The sequence below is a fragment of the Candidatus Poriferisodalis sp. genome (assembly GCF_965205175.1).
GTDB lineage: Bacteria > Actinomycetota > Acidimicrobiia > Acidimicrobiales > Poriferisodalaceae > Poriferisodalis.
In genome coordinates this window covers 2,159,863-2,177,246 of record NZ_OZ242038.1, presented here as the reverse complement: position 1 = coordinate 2,177,246, position 17,384 = coordinate 2,159,863, and the positions used below count along the sequence as shown (strand labels likewise).

At 67.3% G+C, this 17,384-nt stretch carries 16 protein-coding genes; 2 read left to right on the top strand and 14 right to left on the bottom strand.

Going from position 1 to position 17,384, the window contains the following annotated elements:
• Positions 1 to 31: 31 nt before the first annotated feature.
• From tatC to ACOGI4_RS09490, 3 genes are read right to left on the bottom strand one after another with little or no spacing between them, the layout of a single operon-like run.
• Positions 32 to 853: a twin-arginine translocase subunit TatC gene (gene tatC, locus ACOGI4_RS09500; RefSeq protein ID WP_419841430.1), complete on the bottom strand. Its 822-nt coding sequence runs from the start codon at positions 851 to 853 to the stop codon at positions 32 to 34.
• Positions 850 to 1,191: a Sec-independent protein translocase protein TatB gene (tatB, locus tag ACOGI4_RS09495; RefSeq protein ID WP_419841429.1), complete on the bottom strand. Its 342-nt coding sequence runs from the start codon at positions 1,189 to 1,191 to the stop codon at positions 850 to 852. The genes tatC and tatB overlap by 4 nt, the downstream gene beginning before the upstream one ends.
• A gap of 36 nt (positions 1,192 to 1,227) precedes the next feature.
• The gene (locus ACOGI4_RS09490) at positions 1,228 to 1,494 is read right to left on the bottom strand and encodes a hypothetical protein (protein ID WP_419841428.1); all 267 of its coding nucleotides are present in this window, start codon (positions 1,492 to 1,494) and stop codon (positions 1,228 to 1,230) included.
• Positions 1,495 to 1,637: 143 nt separating this feature from the next.
• On the opposite strand from ACOGI4_RS09490, the gene ACOGI4_RS09485 reads away from it, so the two are divergent.
• Positions 1,638 to 2,396 (top strand): glycerophosphodiester phosphodiesterase, encoded by a 759-nt coding sequence (locus tag ACOGI4_RS09485; RefSeq protein ID WP_419841427.1) that lies wholly within the window; start codon positions 1,638 to 1,640, stop codon positions 2,394 to 2,396.
• Positions 2,397 to 2,460: 64 nt separating this feature from the next.
• Here ACOGI4_RS09485 and lepB read toward each other — a convergent pair whose 3' ends face one another.
• The 11 genes from lepB to arc all read right to left on the bottom strand — a co-directional run bounded on the left by lepB (position 2,461) and on the right by arc (position 16,851).
• A complete protein-coding gene (lepB, locus tag ACOGI4_RS09480) occupies positions 2,461 to 3,072 on the bottom strand; it encodes a signal peptidase I (RefSeq protein WP_419841426.1) in 612 nt (203 codons plus the stop codon).
• The gene (locus tag ACOGI4_RS09475; RefSeq protein ID WP_419841425.1) at positions 3,069 to 4,094 is read right to left on the bottom strand and encodes a DUF3866 family protein; all 1,026 of its coding nucleotides are present in this window, start codon (positions 4,092 to 4,094) and stop codon (positions 3,069 to 3,071) included. The genes lepB and ACOGI4_RS09475 overlap by 4 nt, the downstream gene beginning before the upstream one ends.
• An 87-nt stretch (positions 4,095 to 4,181) precedes the next feature.
• Positions 4,182 to 5,540, bottom strand: coding sequence for a Pup--protein ligase (gene pafA, locus ACOGI4_RS09470; protein WP_419841424.1), 1,359 nt, complete (start codon positions 5,538 to 5,540; stop codon positions 4,182 to 4,184).
• Positions 5,541 to 5,561: 21 nt separating this feature from the next.
• Positions 5,562 to 6,335, bottom strand: coding sequence for a proteasome subunit alpha (gene prcA, locus ACOGI4_RS09465; RefSeq protein ID WP_419841423.1), 774 nt, complete (start codon positions 6,333 to 6,335; stop codon positions 5,562 to 5,564).
• Positions 6,332 to 7,174, bottom strand: coding sequence for a proteasome subunit beta (prcB, locus tag ACOGI4_RS09460; RefSeq protein WP_419841422.1), 843 nt, complete (start codon positions 7,172 to 7,174; stop codon positions 6,332 to 6,334). The genes prcA and prcB overlap by 4 nt, the downstream gene beginning before the upstream one ends.
• Positions 7,175 to 7,179: 5 nt before the next feature.
• Entirely contained in the window at positions 7,180 to 7,371 is a 192-nt protein-coding gene (locus tag ACOGI4_RS09455) for a ubiquitin-like protein Pup (protein ID WP_419841421.1), read from the bottom strand.
• Between the two features lie 87 nt (positions 7,372 to 7,458).
• A complete protein-coding gene (dop, locus tag ACOGI4_RS09450; RefSeq protein WP_419841420.1) occupies positions 7,459 to 8,967 on the bottom strand; it encodes a depupylase/deamidase Dop in 1,509 nt (502 codons plus the stop codon).
• 54 nt (positions 8,968 to 9,021) lie between these two features.
• A complete protein-coding gene (locus tag ACOGI4_RS09445) occupies positions 9,022 to 10,614 on the bottom strand; it encodes a DNA polymerase Y family protein (protein WP_419841419.1) in 1,593 nt (530 codons plus the stop codon).
• 2 nt (positions 10,615 to 10,616) lie between these two features.
• Entirely contained in the window at positions 10,617 to 11,402 is a 786-nt protein-coding gene (locus ACOGI4_RS09440; RefSeq protein ID WP_419841418.1) for a hypothetical protein, read from the bottom strand.
• A 56-nt stretch (positions 11,403 to 11,458) separates the two neighbouring features.
• Complete coding sequence (locus tag ACOGI4_RS09435) at positions 11,459 to 14,926, bottom strand: error-prone DNA polymerase (RefSeq protein ID WP_419841417.1); 3,468 nt, start codon at positions 14,924 to 14,926, stop codon at positions 11,459 to 11,461.
• A gap of 161 nt (positions 14,927 to 15,087) precedes the next feature.
• On the bottom strand, positions 15,088 to 16,851 hold the full coding sequence (arc, locus tag ACOGI4_RS09430; protein WP_419841416.1) for a proteasome ATPase: 1,764 nt from the start codon (positions 16,849 to 16,851) through the stop codon (positions 15,088 to 15,090).
• 231 nt (positions 16,852 to 17,082) lie between these two features.
• Between arc and ACOGI4_RS09425 the strand changes: the two genes are divergently transcribed.
• On the top strand, positions 17,083 to 17,316 hold the full coding sequence (locus ACOGI4_RS09425) for a ferredoxin (RefSeq protein ID WP_419841415.1): 234 nt from the start codon (positions 17,083 to 17,085) through the stop codon (positions 17,314 to 17,316).
• Positions 17,317 to 17,384: the final 68 nt, after the last annotated feature.

Genomic DNA, 17,384 nt, shown 5'->3' with positions numbered 1-17,384 from the left:
CATGAGGTCGGCCGGCGGCCATCGGCAGGCCTCATCGTTGGCTGCCTTGTCGTTGAGCGTCTGGCCGTTGGGTGTCTGGGTCGGATCGACGAGTCCGGCGGCGAACGATCAGGTGCCCGACGAGAATCGAGAGCTCATAGAACACATAGAGCGGCACCGACAAGGCCGCGAGCGTGATCGGATCTCCTGAGGGCGTGATGATCGCTGCACCGGCCACGATGCCGACAATGGCGTAACGGCGGGCGCGGCTGAGTTGACGGCTGCTGACGATGCCGACGAGCTGAGCGAAGATCAGCACGATCGGAAACTCGAATCCGATGCCGAACACCAGCATCATGAACGTCACCAGGCCGAGGTAGGAACCCGGCCCCAGCAAGGGGTCGACCGCGTCGCCGCTCACCGCGATGAGGAAGTCCAGCGCTCGCTCGAAGGTGAAGTACGCCAGTGCGGCGCCGGCCACGAACAGCACAGACCCGGCGAGTATGAACGGGACGGCCCAGCGCTTCTCGCGCCGGTCCAGCGCCGGGGTGATGAAGCGCCACAGCTGCCACAACAGCACCGGCATCGCCAGCACCACGCCGAGGTACGCCGACACTTGGATTCTGGTGCGAAATCCCTCCAGCGGCGAGGTGATGACCAGGCTGCACGGTCGGTCGATCTCCTGGGATACCAGCACGTTGCAGTACGGCGGCAGGAACACCTCGCTGAGCAGCCGGTCGTACGCGATCAGCCCGACGATCATGCCGAGTCCGACGGCCACGAGGCTCCAGATGAGCCGAGTGCGCAGCTCCGCGACGTGATCCCAGAATCCCATCGTCGTCGGCCGAGGCCGGCGGCGCCACGTGAGCCTCACGCAGTGCCGTCGCTGGTCGCGCTCTCGTCGTCGAGCCGGTCACCCTGGTCGCCGGCATCGCGACGCTCGTCACGGTCGAGCTCATCGACACCGCCTCGGTGCTCGGCCTCGGACGTTCCGGCGGCCGGCTCAGCTGCGGGGCGGGCGGGCGGCGATGCCGGCTCGACCGCCGGTGGCGAGATTGCGGCGTCCATCTCCTGTCGGACCGTGGTCGAGAACTCTCGCACTTGCCGGAAGGCGCGGCCGACGCTGCGGATCGCTCCGGGCAGGCGTGTGGGACCCAGCACGATCAACGCTACGACCACGATGATCAGCATCTCGGCCGGCTGCAGGCTCACGGTGCGATGGTAGGACCTCGCACCGGCGCGCCGGTTCTAGGGCAGCATCCGTCGAACCGCCCATCGTGTCGCCCACCCGAGTGCTCTGTGGGCCGCCACGCGGCGTACCGACGGCAGCTCCAAGCTGTCGATCGCTGCCCGAGTCCGCACGACGTCGGCGTGTACTGCCGACGCCGCATCGGCGACGGACGCCGCGCGACGTGTCGCCGCTCGCAGCTCGGCCGTCAGCCGACGAATCAAGACGACGCTGACAACGGCCAGCAAACCGAGCGCGGAGACCGGCAGCCACCAGATCATCGGCACAGCCCGGACTGTAGGGCGCCGGACTGCACGGCGCGATCGCAGCCGAGCGCGTGTGCCTGTCCGCGTGCGACCGTCGGCTCGGCGGCCCCGGACGCGACGCGCAGATGCCCGCGCCGCGGTACACGGATTGGCACCATAGAGGCGTGCCGCCGCAGCAGCTGCCCTCGCTACGCACACCGCCGATTGCCTTCGCTCACCGGGGCGGACGGGCACATGGCCCCGACAATGCGCTGGAGACGTTCACGCGGGCCGCCCAAATGGGTGCAACGGGACTCGAAACCGATGTCTGGTTGAGCCGCGACGGGCATCCCATGCTGGATCACGACGGCGTCGTGTGGCATCGGGGCCTGCGCCGCCCGTTCAGCTCGCTGACCCGTGAACGCATCGGACCTGAGATTCCCACGCTCTCGGAGATGTACGAGGCCTGCGGCACCGACCTAGAGCTCTCGGTGGACCTGAAGGATCCGTCCGCAGCGCCGGCCGTCATCGGTGCCGCCCGTGACGCCGGCGCAGAGGACCGCTTGTGGTTGTGCAGCCGACACTGGGACACGCTCGTGGACGTCCGCGACAGCACGACCGCCAAAGCGGTCGACTCCACTCGGGTTCGGCGCATGAAGGAAGGCCCGGAACGTCACGCCGCTGCCATGGCGCGTAGCGGCATCGACGCCGTCAACCTCCCGGCCAAGGAATGGACCGGAGGCCTCGCAGCGTTGTTCCACCGATTCGAGCGACTCTGCTTTGCCTGGGATGTCCAGCACATCCGGGTGGCGACCGCGTTGCGCGAGATGGGTCTCGACGGCTTGTACGGCGACCACGTGGACCGGCTGCTGGCCGGCATCGGCACCCCTGCGGCACCCACGGTGAACTCGCACATGGATGCCTGCGAGCAGCCGTCTGTGTGATCAGCCGTCTGTGTGATCGTGTGCGCAGCGGGCGAATCAGCCCTGCGGCGCAGGACTGCCAGACTCACAGTCCGCCGAGCCGCGAGGGAGGCCAGAAGCGTGCAATGGCTCGCCCCACAATCTCGCTCACCGGGACTGTGCCGAAGACGCGACTGTCCTGACTCGCTTCGCGGTTGTCGCCCATGACGAAGACGTGCCCGTCGGGGACCAGCACGGGGCCGAAGTCGCTGGTCCTCACCCCGTCGGGGAGATAGTCCTCGCTTGCCGGGTTCCCGTCCACGAGCAGCTGACCTGCGTGCGCCTCGACCGTCTCGCCTCCGACTGCCACAACTCGCTTGATGAGCTCTGCAGTCCGCGACGGCCGCAAGGACGCCGGAGTGCTGAACACCACCACATCGCCCGCCTGCGGCTCTCCGATGCGGTAACTGAGCTTGGACACCAGCAGCCGGTCGCCGATCTCCAGCGCCGGCGACATGGATGCCGAAGGGATGTAGAACGCGGCGATGATGAACGTACGCATCACCATCGCGAGCAGCACTGCGCAGATCAGCACCCACGCCCACGACAGCACGCTGCGCATCCGACCGCTCATGGCACGGCGGATGCGAGGTTGGCGCGGCTGCGGCAATTCGGCGTCGGGCATGTCCGGCTCGCCCGACTCTTGCGCAGCGCTCATGACGACGCAGCGAGCCATGCTGCAGCGGCGCCGATCCACTCGCAGGCAAGCTCGTCGCCCTCGAGCGGACGTCCCATGGAGGTCACGCTCAAGCCCGACCGGGCAAGCGCGTCTGCGACATCGGTCGGCGTGACGAGGACGGCTCGCCGCCCCAGTGTCTCGATCCATGCAGCATCGCCGGCCGTCGTTTCGGCTGCTGGGCGGGTCGGGACCGGCACGACGGTGCGGGCGGGGCCAAGCGCTGCCATGGTCCGAGTGTGGTGGCTGATGCCGCGGTGTCGAGTCCGAGGCTCGATCGAGGACGCACGCGCAGCCAGCGCAGTGGCTGCTCCGAGCGCGTCCAGCACGGCTGCATGTCCGACGAGATCCAGACCGGAGAAGCCCAGCGGATGCCCAGTGCCGAGGTGGCCAGGGCCCGGCGCCACCACGATGTGCTCGATGTTGCGCCGTGCCAACGCAGCGACACCGGAGGCGACGGTGACTGCCTCGATCGGAGCGCCGAAGGCCTGCCCGGCACTCACGGCCTCGGCGATCACTCCGCGCTGCAAGCAGTCGGCGGCCAAGTCGCTGAGCACGAATGGCAGCGCGCCGCCGTCGCTCATGACGTATCCCGGCGCCGTGCCGGTGGCGTCTCGCAGGGCGACCGCAAGCGCCAGCGCGTGGCTGTGCAGCACGCACAGCACCACCCGCGTGCGGTCCAGCACAGGAAGCGGCGCCGTGTCCGCATCGTCGCGGATCGGGCCCGTTGCTTCCTCATAGGCATCGACCGGCAACTGCTCGGCGAGGTAGCGAGCCTTGACAACCCTGCTGGTGCGCGCCGCAGCGCTGCTGCGCACGGTGCTTCGGTGCGGCGAGCTGAGATTGGCCTGCACGACATGGGCGCCTCCGCTGCCCAGCTGCAGGTCCAGCGCGCAGGTGTTCACCAGCAGCATGTCGCCGACCTGCACCGGACCGCACAGATCCGTCAGCGCATAGGCCTCGCTTCGATCGGCAAGCGCGATGCGCGCCAAGCCGGGTCTCACGTGGCGAACCTTCGCGGCTCGCAAGTTTGCAAGGTGCGGCATCGGCTGATCTGGCGACAGGTCAGCGTGCTCGCGTCGCGACCGGCATCACAGCGACGCAATCAGCTGGTCCACACGCTCGTCGTGTGAACGGAATGGGTCCTTGCACATCACGGTCCGCTGTGCCTGATCGTTGAGCTTCAGATGCACCCAGTCCACGGTGTAGTCGCGGCGTCGAGCCTTGGCTTCGCGCACGAACTCCCCGCGAAGCCTGGCTCGAGTGGTCTGCGGAGGCGCCTGCGACGCCCGGCGCACGTCCGCGTCATCCAGGATCCGCTCGACCAGTCCGCGGCGCTGCAGCACGTAGAACACGCCCCGCTGGGAGTCGACATGGTGGTACTGCAGGTCCAGCAGAGCGATGCGGGGATCGTTCAAGCCGATCTGCGCTCGATCTGCGTAGTCGGTGAGCAGCTTGTGCTTGATGACCCAGTCCACCTCGCGGTCGAGTTGGAACGGGTCGCGGGCGATGGTGGTCATCGTGTGTTCCCACATCCGCAACGCACGTGATTCTTCGTCGGTGAGGTCGTTGGTCTCGGCAAATCGCAATGCTCGCTCAAGGTACTCGGACTGAATGTCGATGGCGCTGGCTTCACGTCCGTTGGCCAGGCGCACGTTGCGACGGCAGGTGATGTCGTGGCTGATCTCGCGAATTGCCCGGATCGGATTCTCCAGCGTCATGTCTCGCAGCACGACTGCCGGGTCTTCGAGCATGCGCAGCATGAGCGAGGCTGCGCCGATCTTGAGGAACGACGTGTACTCACTCATGTTCGAGTCCCCCACGATCACATGCAGGCGCCGGTAGCGCTCTGCGTCGGCGTGCGGTTCGTCGCGGGTATTGATGATCGGGCGGCTGCGGGTGGTCGCGCTCGACACGCTCTCCCAGATGTGTTCCGCTCGCTGAGTGATGCAGTAACGGGCGCCCTTGGCGGTGTTGAGCACCTTGCCGGCGCCGGCGTAGATCTGCCGGGTCACCAGGAACGGAATCAGCACCTCGGTGTAGTTCGAGAAGTCGTCCGCGCGGCTGGTCAGGTAATTCTCGTGGCATCCGTAGCTGTTGCCGGCCGAGTCGGTGTTGTTCTTGAAGAGGTAGATCGTGCCGTTGAACGACTCCTCGGACAGCCGCTGCGTGGCACTGGCGACGAGCCGTTCGAGAATTCGCTCGCCCGCACGGTCGTGGCACACCACGTCATAGACGGTGTCGCACTCCGGCGTGGCGTACTCGGGATGGCTGCCGACATCGAGATACAGGCGCGCCCCGTTTGCGAGGAACACGTTGCTGGAGCGCCCCCACGAGACCACTCGCCGGAACAGGTAACGCGCTACCTCGTCGGGACTCAGGCGTCGTTGCCCACGCAGCGTGCAGGTGACTCCGTACTCGTTCTCCAGACCCATGATGCGGCGCTGCACGAGGCTCACGGTAGTTCCGAACTAGGACTCCTCCTCCGCAAGTGCGTGCTGCGTCGGTCTGCGCTGAGGCCGCTTCGCAGCATCGTCGAGCGCTGCGTCGCGACTGAGCGCAGCCTGCACTTCTGCGTCGTCGAGACGCCGGAAGCACCGTCGACGGTGAGTGGGATCGGGAACGATCGATTCCAGCACGGCGACTTCGAGGTCGGGTGCGGCAATCTCGCGTTCGGGTCCGGCCAGCGCAGCGCAAGCCAGCCGGATGGCCTCGATGGCATCCAAGCCCGGGCTGTAGCCCGCTGCGACGCGCTCTCGCACTGCTTCGGCATCGCCGCCGATGCAGCAGTACGCCTCTTCGTCCATGACCGTGCCGTCGTACTGGATGCGGTAGATCTGGTTGGGTTCGCCGCCGATGCCCACCTCCACCACTACGATCTCCACCTCCAGCGGCTTCAATTCGTGTGTGAAGAACTGCCCGAGCATCTGCGCATACTGATTGGCGAGACTTCGGGCTTCGACGTCAGATCGCGAGTACTGGTAGCCCTTCAGCTCGGCGTGGCGAACGCCGGCGATGCGCAGCTGGTCGAACTCGATGTAGCGGCCGACACCGCCGAACGCGATCCTGTCGTAGATCTCCGACACCTTGCGCAGGGTTGCGCTGGCGTTCTCGGCCACCAGCGCGATGCCGCCGAGGTACTCCAGCGTCACCAGCGAACGGCCCCGTGCGATGCCCTTGCGGGCGTAGTCCGCCCGGTCTTGCATGAGCTGTTCGGGGCTGACGTACAGCCCGGGCATGCTCATCGGGATTCCACACCGGGATCGGCTGGATCGCCGCGCTCACCGCGGCGGCCCGCCAGCTCGGCCTGCAGCGACGCGAAGACCGCTTCCGACTCGCCGTCGGTCACCTGGCGAAAGCCGTCGCTGCCGATCGCTGCGAGCACCGGAAAGATGCCGCGTACCGGATCAGGTCCGCCGGTGGCGCTGTCCTCGTCCGCCGCGTGCCACAGTGCTTGCACGCTCAACGCCAAGGCAGCCTGCTCGCTCAAGTCGTCGCGGTAGCCCAGCTTGAGCACCGTTCCCGCGTGCAGGCCGCCGGAACCGGCAGTGGCGTAATTCTGTTCCTCGTAGCGGCCTCCGGTGACGTCGTACTGGAAGAGCCTGCCGCGCCCGTCGATCGGGTCGAATCCGGCGAAGATCGGCACGACCGGGAGACCGCGCATGGCCTGAGGCAAGTGCGCCCGCAGCATCTCGGCCAGCTGATTCGCCTTGCCTTCCAAGCTCAGCGGTTTTCCCTCGATCTTCTCGTAGTACTCCAGCTGCAGCTGGAAGATGCGCACCATCTGCACGGCCGGGCCTGCCGCACCTGCGATGGCGACTGCTGAGAAGGCGTCCGCCGGAAATACCTTGCGCATGTCGCGATGACTGATGAGGTGGCCGCTGGTGGCTCTGCGATCGCCGGCCACGACGACGCCTTCAGCGCTGCGCACGGCTAGCACGGTGGTGGCGTGGGCGTCGTCGAGGGCGGCCAAGGCGTTGTCGGCTGCGACCGACGCGAATTCGGCGAACGGGTCGCTGCCGGTCCGCCGCAGCAGATCGACGAAGCTGGCGCCGGGATCGTCGCCGGCCGCGAAGTAGGGCATCGACGTCACTCGCCGCCCTTTTGCACGTAGTTCTTGACGAACTCCTCTGCGTTGGTCTCGAGCACGTCGTCGATCTCGTCGAGCAGGTCGTCGAGTTCCGCCTTCAGCTCCGACGCCCCGTCGCCTGCGGTGCCGTGGGCGGTGGGGCTCTCGGCTTGCCTGGGCGCCGGTCGCCGGATCTGCTCGCGTTCTGCCATCTCGGTCCTCTTCCGGTGTCGATTGCTTGAGTCTCGTCTGCGTGACAGCTCCGAGTGCGGAACGCCGTCAAGGCCGGGTCCGGACGGCTAGCCGCCCAGACGGCGCAGCAATTCGGCTGCGTCGCGGCACTCGTGCAACAAGCTATCCACGTGCATTCGGGTTCCTCGCAGGGGCTCCAGCATCGGCACGCGGCGCAGCGGCTCGGTACCGATGTCGAACACCATCGAGTCCCAGTTGGCGGCCACGATCTCGTCGCCGAACTTGTCGAGACACCGTCCTCGGAAGTAGGCGCGGGTGGTCGGAGGCGGTGCCGAGACTGCCTCGTTGACCTCGTCGTCGGTGGTCAGGCGTTCGAGTCCGATGCGTCGCGCCAGCGATTTCGACGGTCGCAGATCGTGGTACTGCAGGTCCAGCGCGGCGAGCTTCGGATCGTCCCAGTCGAGGCCGTGTCGTGTCGCGAAGCCCTCGTACAGGCGCAGCTTGGCGATCCAGTCCAGCTGGGTCGCAAGGCTCATCGGGTCGGATTCGAGCGTCGCGAGCACCGATTCCCAGCGATCCAGGATGTCGTTGCCGACCTGGTCGCCGCCGACCGCTTCCAGACCATGGCTCTGCGCGTAGGTGCGCGCCAGGTTCAGGTACTCCCACTGGATGTCGAGCGCACGCATGCGACGGCCGTCGGCGAGTTCGATCAGCCCCGACAGCGCCGTGTCGAAGCTCACCTGGCGCAGTGCCGCGACCGGCGCGAGCGGCGTGAGGGGTTCCGGCACGACATCGTCGTCGATCATCGCCAGCACCAGCGAGGTGGTGCCCAGCTTGAGGAAGGTCTGCAGCTCGCTCATGTTGGCATCGCCCACAATCACGTGCAGGCGGCGGTACTTGCGCGAGTCGGCGTGCGGTTCGTCGCGAGTGTTGACGATGGGCCGCTTCAGCGTCGTCTCCAGCCCGACTTCCTCCTCGAAGAAATCGGCGCGTTGGCTGATCTGGAACGGCCGGTCCCCGAACGGCGCCTGCGACCGGTCGCCCATCGGCACCTCGACGCCCAGCTTGCCTGCGCCGCAGTAGATCTGGCGCGTGACGAAGAACGGCAAGACGTGTGTCACCACCCGGCCGAAGGGAACTTCACGGTCCATCAGGTAGTTCTCGTGGCAGCCGTAGCTGTTGCCCTTGCCGTCGCTGTTGTTCTTGTGGACGACCAGCTCTTCCCCGTCCGGCAGCAGGTCGTTGGCGGCTGCCATGGAGCGGATCAGGATTTCCTCCGCGGCCCGGTCGTACACCACGCACTGACGGGCGTCGGAGCACTCTGGCGTCGACAGCTCAGGATGCGCATGGTCGACGTAGTAGCGAGCGCCGTTGGTCAGCACGGCGTTGACGAGGTGGGTCTCGATCTCCGGTGCCAAGGCGTCGAATTCGTCGAAGCCTCTCGCATCGGTGCCTGGCTGCTCGTCGTCGAAGTCCCAGTTCACGCGCTGGCACAAGAACCCGTTGACGTAGGCATTGATGATCATCGACGACGCAGCAACGGGGTTCGAGTCGCCACTGCAGCGATGGATGATGCCGAACTCGGTCTCGATGCCGACGACCTTGTGAACCGCCACCATCGTGGACCCTAGCCGTGTTGTGTCGGGCACCCAAGGTTTGGGCACTCAGGTTCAGTCGTAGGTGGCTTCGCGCTGCCAGCGACCCTGTTCGACGGCGCACAGGTGAGCCGTGCCGTCATCGAGCACCAGCTGGAATCGGGCCTGGCGACGATGTGCTGGGGGATCCCACCAGCGCTCGTCCAACGGCCACGGCCCTGCCCACGCCGTAATGCGGCTACAGCGCCCGTCGGCTCGGCGCAACAGAGCCGGAGGCGCACTGAGCTGCGCTCTGCCGCTCACACCCACCGGCTCGCCGTTCGCGTCGAGCACCACGAGCGGCTCAGGCGTGGCCAGCACCTCGGCGGGCGCGGGCGCGCCGAGCCGTCCCGGCCACGGGGGTGTGGTGCCGCGAGCACCGGTTGTGTCTGTTGCGCCGGTGCCGCGAGCACCGGCGGTGTCTGTTGCGCCGGTGCCGCGAGCACCGGCGGTGTCGCCGAATGGCAGGCGCTGCTCGTAGTCCGCAAGGCGACGGCCTGCATCGAGACGGCCCACAGAGACTCCGTCGAAGCCGACCAAGGTCTGCACTCGTTGCAGCGCCCGCTCGGCTCGCTCGTCGACCTCGGATTGGCCGCCCCAGAAACTGAGCTGGCGCCCGTCGTCAGGCAGCGTCTCGATCACCCGCAGCCCCACGCTGCACACGCGGCCAGTCGGAACGTTGCGACTTTTGCCGTTTCGACTTTTGGCGCTGTGCCAGCCGTCGAGCTGCCAGCGCACACGGTCGACCACATCGGCCGGACTGAAACGGAATCCGTGTCGCCACCGCCCGCTGCTGACCTCGCCATGCTCGGTCTGCGCGCTGATCTCCACGCACACCAGCGCCCGACCTTCCCGGGCCAGCCGAGCGTCCAGCTGATCCGCCAGAGATTTCGCGACGAAAGCCACCGTGTCGAGTCGGTCAGCAGGCGGGTCGATCTCGGTTTCCGCGCTGAGCTCAGGCTGGGCAACGGCGGGCTGGCTCAGGCGAGAGTCATGTCCGCTCGCCAGCGTGTGCAGCCATGCGCCTGGTGTGCCGAATCTGCCGAGGAGGTCTCCCACAGGCAGCGCCGCGAGATCGCCGAGGCAGCGCAAGCCCAGCTTCCACAGCATGCTGACCAGATCATCGGTCGTCCCGTCGTTGGCGGCACCCGTCAGCAGAGAGAATTCTTCGGTCAGCTTCCCCAATGACAGCCCGCTCAGGAACTCCGCGCTGCCGCACGGCGGCACCACCATCACTCCCTTCGGCGCCATCCGTGCTGCAAGGCCCGCTGCGAACAGACCGTCGGCAATGCCGACGCGGACGGGTACCTCAGCCGGCACGCAGACCTGTGCATCGGCCAGCGCCTCAGCGACAGTCCGCTGTACCAGCACTGCCAGCGCCTCGTCGCCGCCGTAGTAGCGCGACGGGCCACGGACAGCGAGGACGCAACAACCCGGCACCAGCACCTCGACCCTCGGTGTCAGCCGTTCCAACGCTTCCACCACCGGAGCGAAACCGCGAGCGTCGAGCGCGGGATCATGGTCGACCTCTGCCACCAGCATCCGCGACCCAATGCCGGCCCCGGTGCCAGCCCCGATGTTGGCCCCAAAGTCGGCAAAGTGGTGCTGATCGGCCCGACTGTCCCGCACGGCTACCCCGTTCGGCTCAGCGCGGACACGACTGCATCAGCGTCTGTGTGGGTGTCGAGGCCGGTGACGGCACCGCGAGCAGCGCTGCGGGAGGCATCCACGAGACCGGCAGGCCGGTCGGCGCCCGCCGGAGCGGTCGCCTCGCGAACGGTCATGACGCGCCCTGCGGCATCGGGCAGCCACAAGACGACCCGTCGCGGCAGCGATGCCGCGCCGCGGCCTGCGGCGACCACCTCGGCCCGCCGTTCGGTCAGTCGGCCATGACCCTGCCCGAGACCGGTCCATGACGCACGCTCCACCGTCAAGGTGACGTCTGGACTGAATGCGCCGGCCCCACGAGCGCCGGCGTGCTCCTCGGCGATCTCGATCAGCACGCTTGCGCGTTCCCGCAGGCGAGCTCGAAGACGCCGACTGTGGACAGCAGCCAGCCGGATGCCACCAGCCAGCAGGATCACGTCCACGTTGCCGACCAAAGCATTCAACACCTCGGCCGCAGCATCGCCGGGTTCGTCCACGAACGCCCACCGGTTCAGCGACACGCCACGCTCGGCCACTGCTGAGATGCCCATGCGCCCGAGTCCCACCGCAGCCGCCCAGCCGCCGGCATGCGAGACCTCTGCCACCAACGCGGTGGCCAAGGTCAGCGCCCCCGGGCCCTGCGCTGCCAGCACCGACCCCCTGATGAGTCCCGGCTGCGTCAGCAGCGGGACGAGCTCGTCAGCGACCGGCAACAGCCGGTCACGGCGACCCACGGCCATGTCGCTCAAGCGCACCGCTTCTGCAGCCATCACCACAGACTAGACAAACAATCGTTTCTCGACGGTGCTCATGTGCTCAGTTGTGCTCAGCGAAAGTCGCGGCTGGCCACTGATGCCGGCACATGGAGGGCTTCGAGCCGCTCAGCGATCACGTTCGCCACACCTTCATGGCGTTCGAGACGGCCGGACACCACCAGCGCAGGCTCACCACGCGCAACCGAGCGGTACCGCTGCCAGCATCCTTGGGACACCACCACGTTGACCAGGCCCGTCTCGTCCTCGAGATTCAGGAACGTCGTGCCGCCGGCGGTCATCGGACGCTGACGGTGCGTCACCAGGCCGGCAACGCGGACCTTCCCGACCGGGCAGGCCCCTAGCTCGCCGGCAGTGCGCACCCCTGCAGCAGCCAGCTCGGTTCGCAGGAACTTCGTCGGATGCCCGCGAGGGGCTACCCCGCTGGCCCACAGGTCAGCGGCAGCGGTCTCGACGGCGGACATGTCCCGCAGCGGCGGCGACACCGCGCCGGTCACGATCCCCGAGAGCCGGTCCGGGCCTGCTTGATGCACGGCCGCTGCTGCCCACAGCGCCTCGCGTCGCGACAGCCCGAAGCAGTCGAACGCTCCCGCAGCAGCCAGCGCCTCGAGCGCCGGCAGACTCACGTCGGTCCGGCGGTGCAGATCCTCCATGCTGCGATACGGGCCCTCGGCCGCGGCCTGTTCGGCAATGCGTCGTGCCATGTCGTCGCTGACCTCACGCACCGACGACAGCCCGAGCCTCACCGCCACCTCGCCGGCGGAGTGCTCGCACGGCGCCAGCGTGGCGGCCTCAGCGGATGCATTGATGCACGGCGTGTACACCACCACACCATGACGGCGAGCGTCCTGGCACAGCGAATGCGGGGCATAGAACCCCATGGGCTGCGCGTTCAGCAATGCGGCGCAGAACGCCGCTGGGTAGTGCAGCTTGATCCACGACGAGGCATACACCAGGTGGGCGAACGACACCGAGTGGCTCTCGGGGAAGCCGTAGTCGGCGAAGGCGACCATCTTGTCCCAGACCTGCTCGGCCACCTCGCCGACCAGCCCCCGCTCGGCCATGCCGCGCAGCAGGCGCTCGCGCAGGCGGCCCATCCGCTCACGGGACCGCTTGGCCCCCATGGCCTGGCGCAGCTCGTCGGCCTCGGCCGCGGTGAAACCCGCCGCGTCGATGGCCATCTGCATGAGCTGCTCCTGGAACAACGGGACGCCCAGCGTCTTGGCCAGCGCGTTCTCGAGCAGCGGATGCAAGTACGTGACCGGCTCGTCGCCGTTGCGCCGCCGGATGTAGGGGTGTACCGACCCGCCTTGGATGGGGCCGGGACGGATGAGCGCAACCTCCACCACCAAGTCGTAGAAACAGCGAGGGCGCAGCCGCGGCAGCGTGGCCATCTGGGCGCGTGACTCCACTTGGAACACGCCGATGCTGTCGGCCCGGCAGAGCATGTCGTACACCGCGTCTTCCTGCGGGAGCCGGCCGAGGTCGACAGCGATGCCGTGCCCGTCGGCGATCAGGTCGACAGCACGGTGCAAGGCCGACAGCATCCCCAGCCCCAGCAGGTCGAATTTCACCAGCCCGATTGCTGCGCAGTCGTCCTTGTCCCACTGCAGCACCGAGCGATCCGCCATCGATGCCCATTCGACAGGACAGACACGTGTCACGGGCCGATCGCAGATGACCATGCCGCCCGAATGGATGCTCAAGTGGCGCGGCGTCCCTTCGAGCGCGGCAGCCAGCTCTGCCACATCAGCGGGAATGCCGGTGTCATGGCCATCGGCCGGTGGCTCGGGTCCCGCGTCGCGCCAGTCCCGCGCACGTGGGGGGCTGCCCGAATGCGTCGCAGCACCGGAGCTGCCGTGCCCAGAACCACCCGTGCTAGAACTGCTGCGCTCAGAACTGATGCGCTCAGAACTGCGGTGTCCAAGCCCGCCAGACGAGCATGGCAACGGGCCGTGCCGGTCCAGCGACTTCGACCAGGCATCGGCTTGACGGGGCGCCCACCCCAGTGCTCGTGCCGCCTCGCGTACCGACGAGCGCACCCGGTAGGTGACGACGTTCGCCACCAGCGCGGTGTGAGCCCGGCCGTAACGCTCGTACACGTACTGGATGACCTCCTCCCGGCGGCCGCTCTCGATGTCGATGTCGATGTCCGGCGGCCCGTCGCGCTCGGGCGACAAGAAGCGCTCGAACAGCAGTCCCAGCGCAACCGAGTCGACGTTGGTGATGCCGAGCGAGTAGCAGACCGCCGAGTTCGCAGCCGAGCCGCGGCCTTGGCAATAGATCTCGTTGTCGTGACAGAACCGCACGATGTCGTACACCAACAAGAAGTAGCCGGCGAAGCCGAGCCGGTCGATGAGGTCCAGCTCGTGTCGGATCTGCGCCCACGCACCCTGCACCCGCTCGGCGTCGGGAGGGCCGTATCGATCCAGCGCACCACGAGTGGCGAGATGTCGCAGGTAGGACATCTCGTCGTGACCGTCCGGACATCGGAACGGCGGCAGGTCGGGCGCGACCAGCGACAGATCGAATGCGCAGTCGCGACCGAGTTGTGCAGCAGCGTCCACCACACTCGGCCAGCGGGCGAACCGGCGGGCTTGTTCGGTGCCGGATCGCAGATGCGCTGTCGCTGCCGGCGGCAGCCAGCCGTCCAGCTCGGCCAGGCTGCGCCGGGCTCGCACCGCTGCCAGAGCCGCAGCCAGCCGCCGTCCGGCGGGGGCGGCGTAGTGGACGCCGTTGGTGCAGATCGACTCGACACCGGCTCGCGCGGCCAGCGCGGCCAGCGCGTCGTTGCGGTCGCTGTCGAGCGGGTCGCCGTGATCCCATAACTCCACGAAGACGTTGTGACGGCCGGCCGCTTCGACGAGGCGGCTGAGCTCCGCAGATGCGGCACGCGGGCCGTCGTCGCGTCCGCCGCGGACGAGCGCGGCGGAGACAGTGCCCTTGCGATGCCCGGTGAGGATCGCCCACTCGTCGCGATGGGTTGCTGCAGCGGCGAGGAATTCGCTGGTGCCAAGACGTGAAGCATGCTTGCGGCCCGCCATCTGCGCCGCTGAGATCAGCTCGCTCAGCGAGGCGTACCCCGCTGGCGAGCGGGCCAGAACGACGACATGGGACCCCGCAGGATCGGCGCACCCGGTGCGCTCCGGCTTGTCGGCGCTGTACGCGTCGAGCGTCAGCTCAGCGCCGAACACCGTCGCCAAGCCGTTCTCGGCGGCAGCCTGCGCGAAGCGCACCACCCCGTAGAACCCGTGGTGGTCGGTCAGTGCCAAGGCGTCCAGTCCGAGCCGCGCGGCCTCGACTACCAGCTCTGCGGGACTCGAAGCCCCGTCCAGGAAGCTGAAATTCGAATGAACGTGCAGCTCCGCGTACGGCACCGCCGGACCCGTCGGCCGCGACGGTTGCGGTGCCGGTGCCTGGCAGCCCGGGGCCTGCTGCTCACCACAGCCCGGCAACCGCGCACGGCCAGACAGCCGCCGCTCCAGCTCGCTCCAAGGAATCCCCGGATTCGTGAAACCCACGGACGCAACAGTAACGAACGAGAGTTCTGAGTACAACCGTTCTAGCTGTCAGGAGTTCTCGTTGTCAGGCTCTCGAACATGTCGGTACTGCCGCCTGCGCGCCGCGTGAGATCGTCGCGGCAGGAGCGCGCCGGCGAGCCGGCGCTGAGAGGCACTGGCGCTCAGAGGTACTGACTGGTCTGCACTCGTTCAATCGCCCGTCCGCCGAGTGCATCGCTGTCGTCAGGATCGACGAGCGTGCGAATGAACACGATCCGCTCGCCCTTCTTGCCCGAGATCTTCGCCCAGTCGTCGGGGTTCGTGGTGTTGGGCAAATCTTCGTGCTCGCGGAACTCTTGGCGGATGGCGCCCAGCAGGTCGTCGAGTCGGATGCCGGTGGTGCCGGCTGAGAGCGAACGCTTGATGGCGTTCTTCTTCGCCCGGCGCACGATGTTCTCGATCATCGCTCCCGAAGCGAAATCCTTGAAGTACATGACTTCCTTGTCGCCGTTCTGGTACGTGACCTCCAAGAATCGATTCAGGTCGTCGGGTCGGTACATCTCCTCGACGGTGCGCTCGAGCATGACGCGCACAGCCTTGTGCGGGTCGCCGCCGCCGAGATCGGTCACTTCCGTCGGATCGATCGGCAGCATCGGTGTGAGGTACCTGCTGAAGATCGACAGCGCGGCTGGCTCGTCAGGCCGGTTGATCTTGATCTTCACGTCGAGGCGTCCGGGCCGCAGGATTGCCGGGTCGATGAGGTCCTCCCGATTCGAGGCACCGATCACGATGACGTTGCGCAGGCCCTCGACGCCGTCGATCTCGGCGAGCAGCTGCGGGACCACCGTGGACTCCATGTCGGAGCTGATGCCGCTGCCGCGGGTGCGGAACAGCGATTCCATCTCGTCGAAGAAGACGATCACCGGCCAGCCTTCGGACGCCTTCTCCCTCGCCCGTTCGAAGATGCGCCGAATCTGACGCTCGGTCTCGCCCACGTACTTGTTGAGCAGCTCGGGGCCCTTGATGTTGATGAAGAAGCTGCGCGCGCCCTGCTGTTCGGTGAACTCGCCGACTTTGGCTGCCAGCGAGTTGGCCACGGCCTTCGCAATCAGCGTCTTGCCGCAGCCGGGCGGGCCGTAGAGCAAGATGCCCTTCGGCGCCGGCAGGTCATAGGTGCGGAACAGGTCCTGATGCAGGTACGGCAGTTCCACTGCGTCGGTGATGAGCTCGATCTGGTTGTCCAGTCCGCCGATGTCCCCGTAGGTGACGTCGGGCACTTCCTCGAGGAGCAGATCGTCCACTTCGGGCCGCGGCAGACGTTCGAGCACGACGTTGGAGCGAACGTCGAGCAGCAGATGGTCTCCCGATCGCAGCGGCTGGCTGCGCAGATCCCCGGCGAGTTCGACGATGCGCTCCTCGTCGGCACGTCCGGTGACCAATGCGCGACATCCGTCGGTCAGCACCTCGTTCAGCGTCACCACTTCGCCGGCGGTCTCGGGTCCGCGTGCCAGCACGATGTTGTAGGACTCGTTCAACGCCACCTCGCTGCCCTCGACGAACTCGGTCTCCGCCAAGTCGGGATGCAGGGCGACGCGCATCTTGCGTCCGCCGGCATGCACGTCGGCGGTGCCGTCGTCGTTGCGGGAGAGGAACGTGCCATATGCCGAAGGCGGCTGGGTCAGCTTGTCCACCTCTTCGCGCAGCGCAGCGATGTGCTCTCGCGCTTCACGCAGCGTGTAGGTCAGCTTCTCGTTCTGCGACACCGCAGATGACAGCTGGCTCTTGGCCTCGAGCAAGCGCTCTTCGAGCGTGCTGACACGCGCTGGCTCGTCGGCCAGCTTGCGCCGCAGGAGCGCTGCTTCTGCCTCGAGCGCGCGCACGCGACTGCGAAGCGCGCCCGCATCGGTGGCGTCGCTGCTCGGGATCTGCTCGTCGCTTGGGCACATGCGCGGCTGACACTACCCCGATGCTGTCCGCAGGACGCGACGCGCTGACATGCACGACACGATGCCGGACACGATGCAGCGCAGGGTGCAGCACATGATGATGCCCCATGGTGCCGTGTGAGCCGCTCGCCGACACGCTAGATTCCATGGTCGGCCCAGTTCTGAGGGGCCGTTGCGCAAGCGGTCGCGCAGCAAGTGCAACAAGTGTCGTGCAGGAAGGGTCGCTACGAGATGAAAGTCTGGATAGATCAAGACCTGTGCACCGGTGACGGGCTCTGCGAAGAGATTGCTCCTGACGTGTTCACACTGCTCGACGACGGTCTGGCGTACGTGAAAGAAGGCGACAAGGTCTTCTCCGATCCGGGCGGTGTCGAGGGACTCGCAGAGTTTCCCGACTCCCAACTCGACGCCGTGATCGAATCCGCCGAAGAATGCCCCGGGGAGTGCATCTTCATCGAGGCGTAGCCGAGATGAAGCGACAAGCAACGATCGAGGCGTAGCCGAGGTGAAGCGACAAGCAACGATCGAGGCGT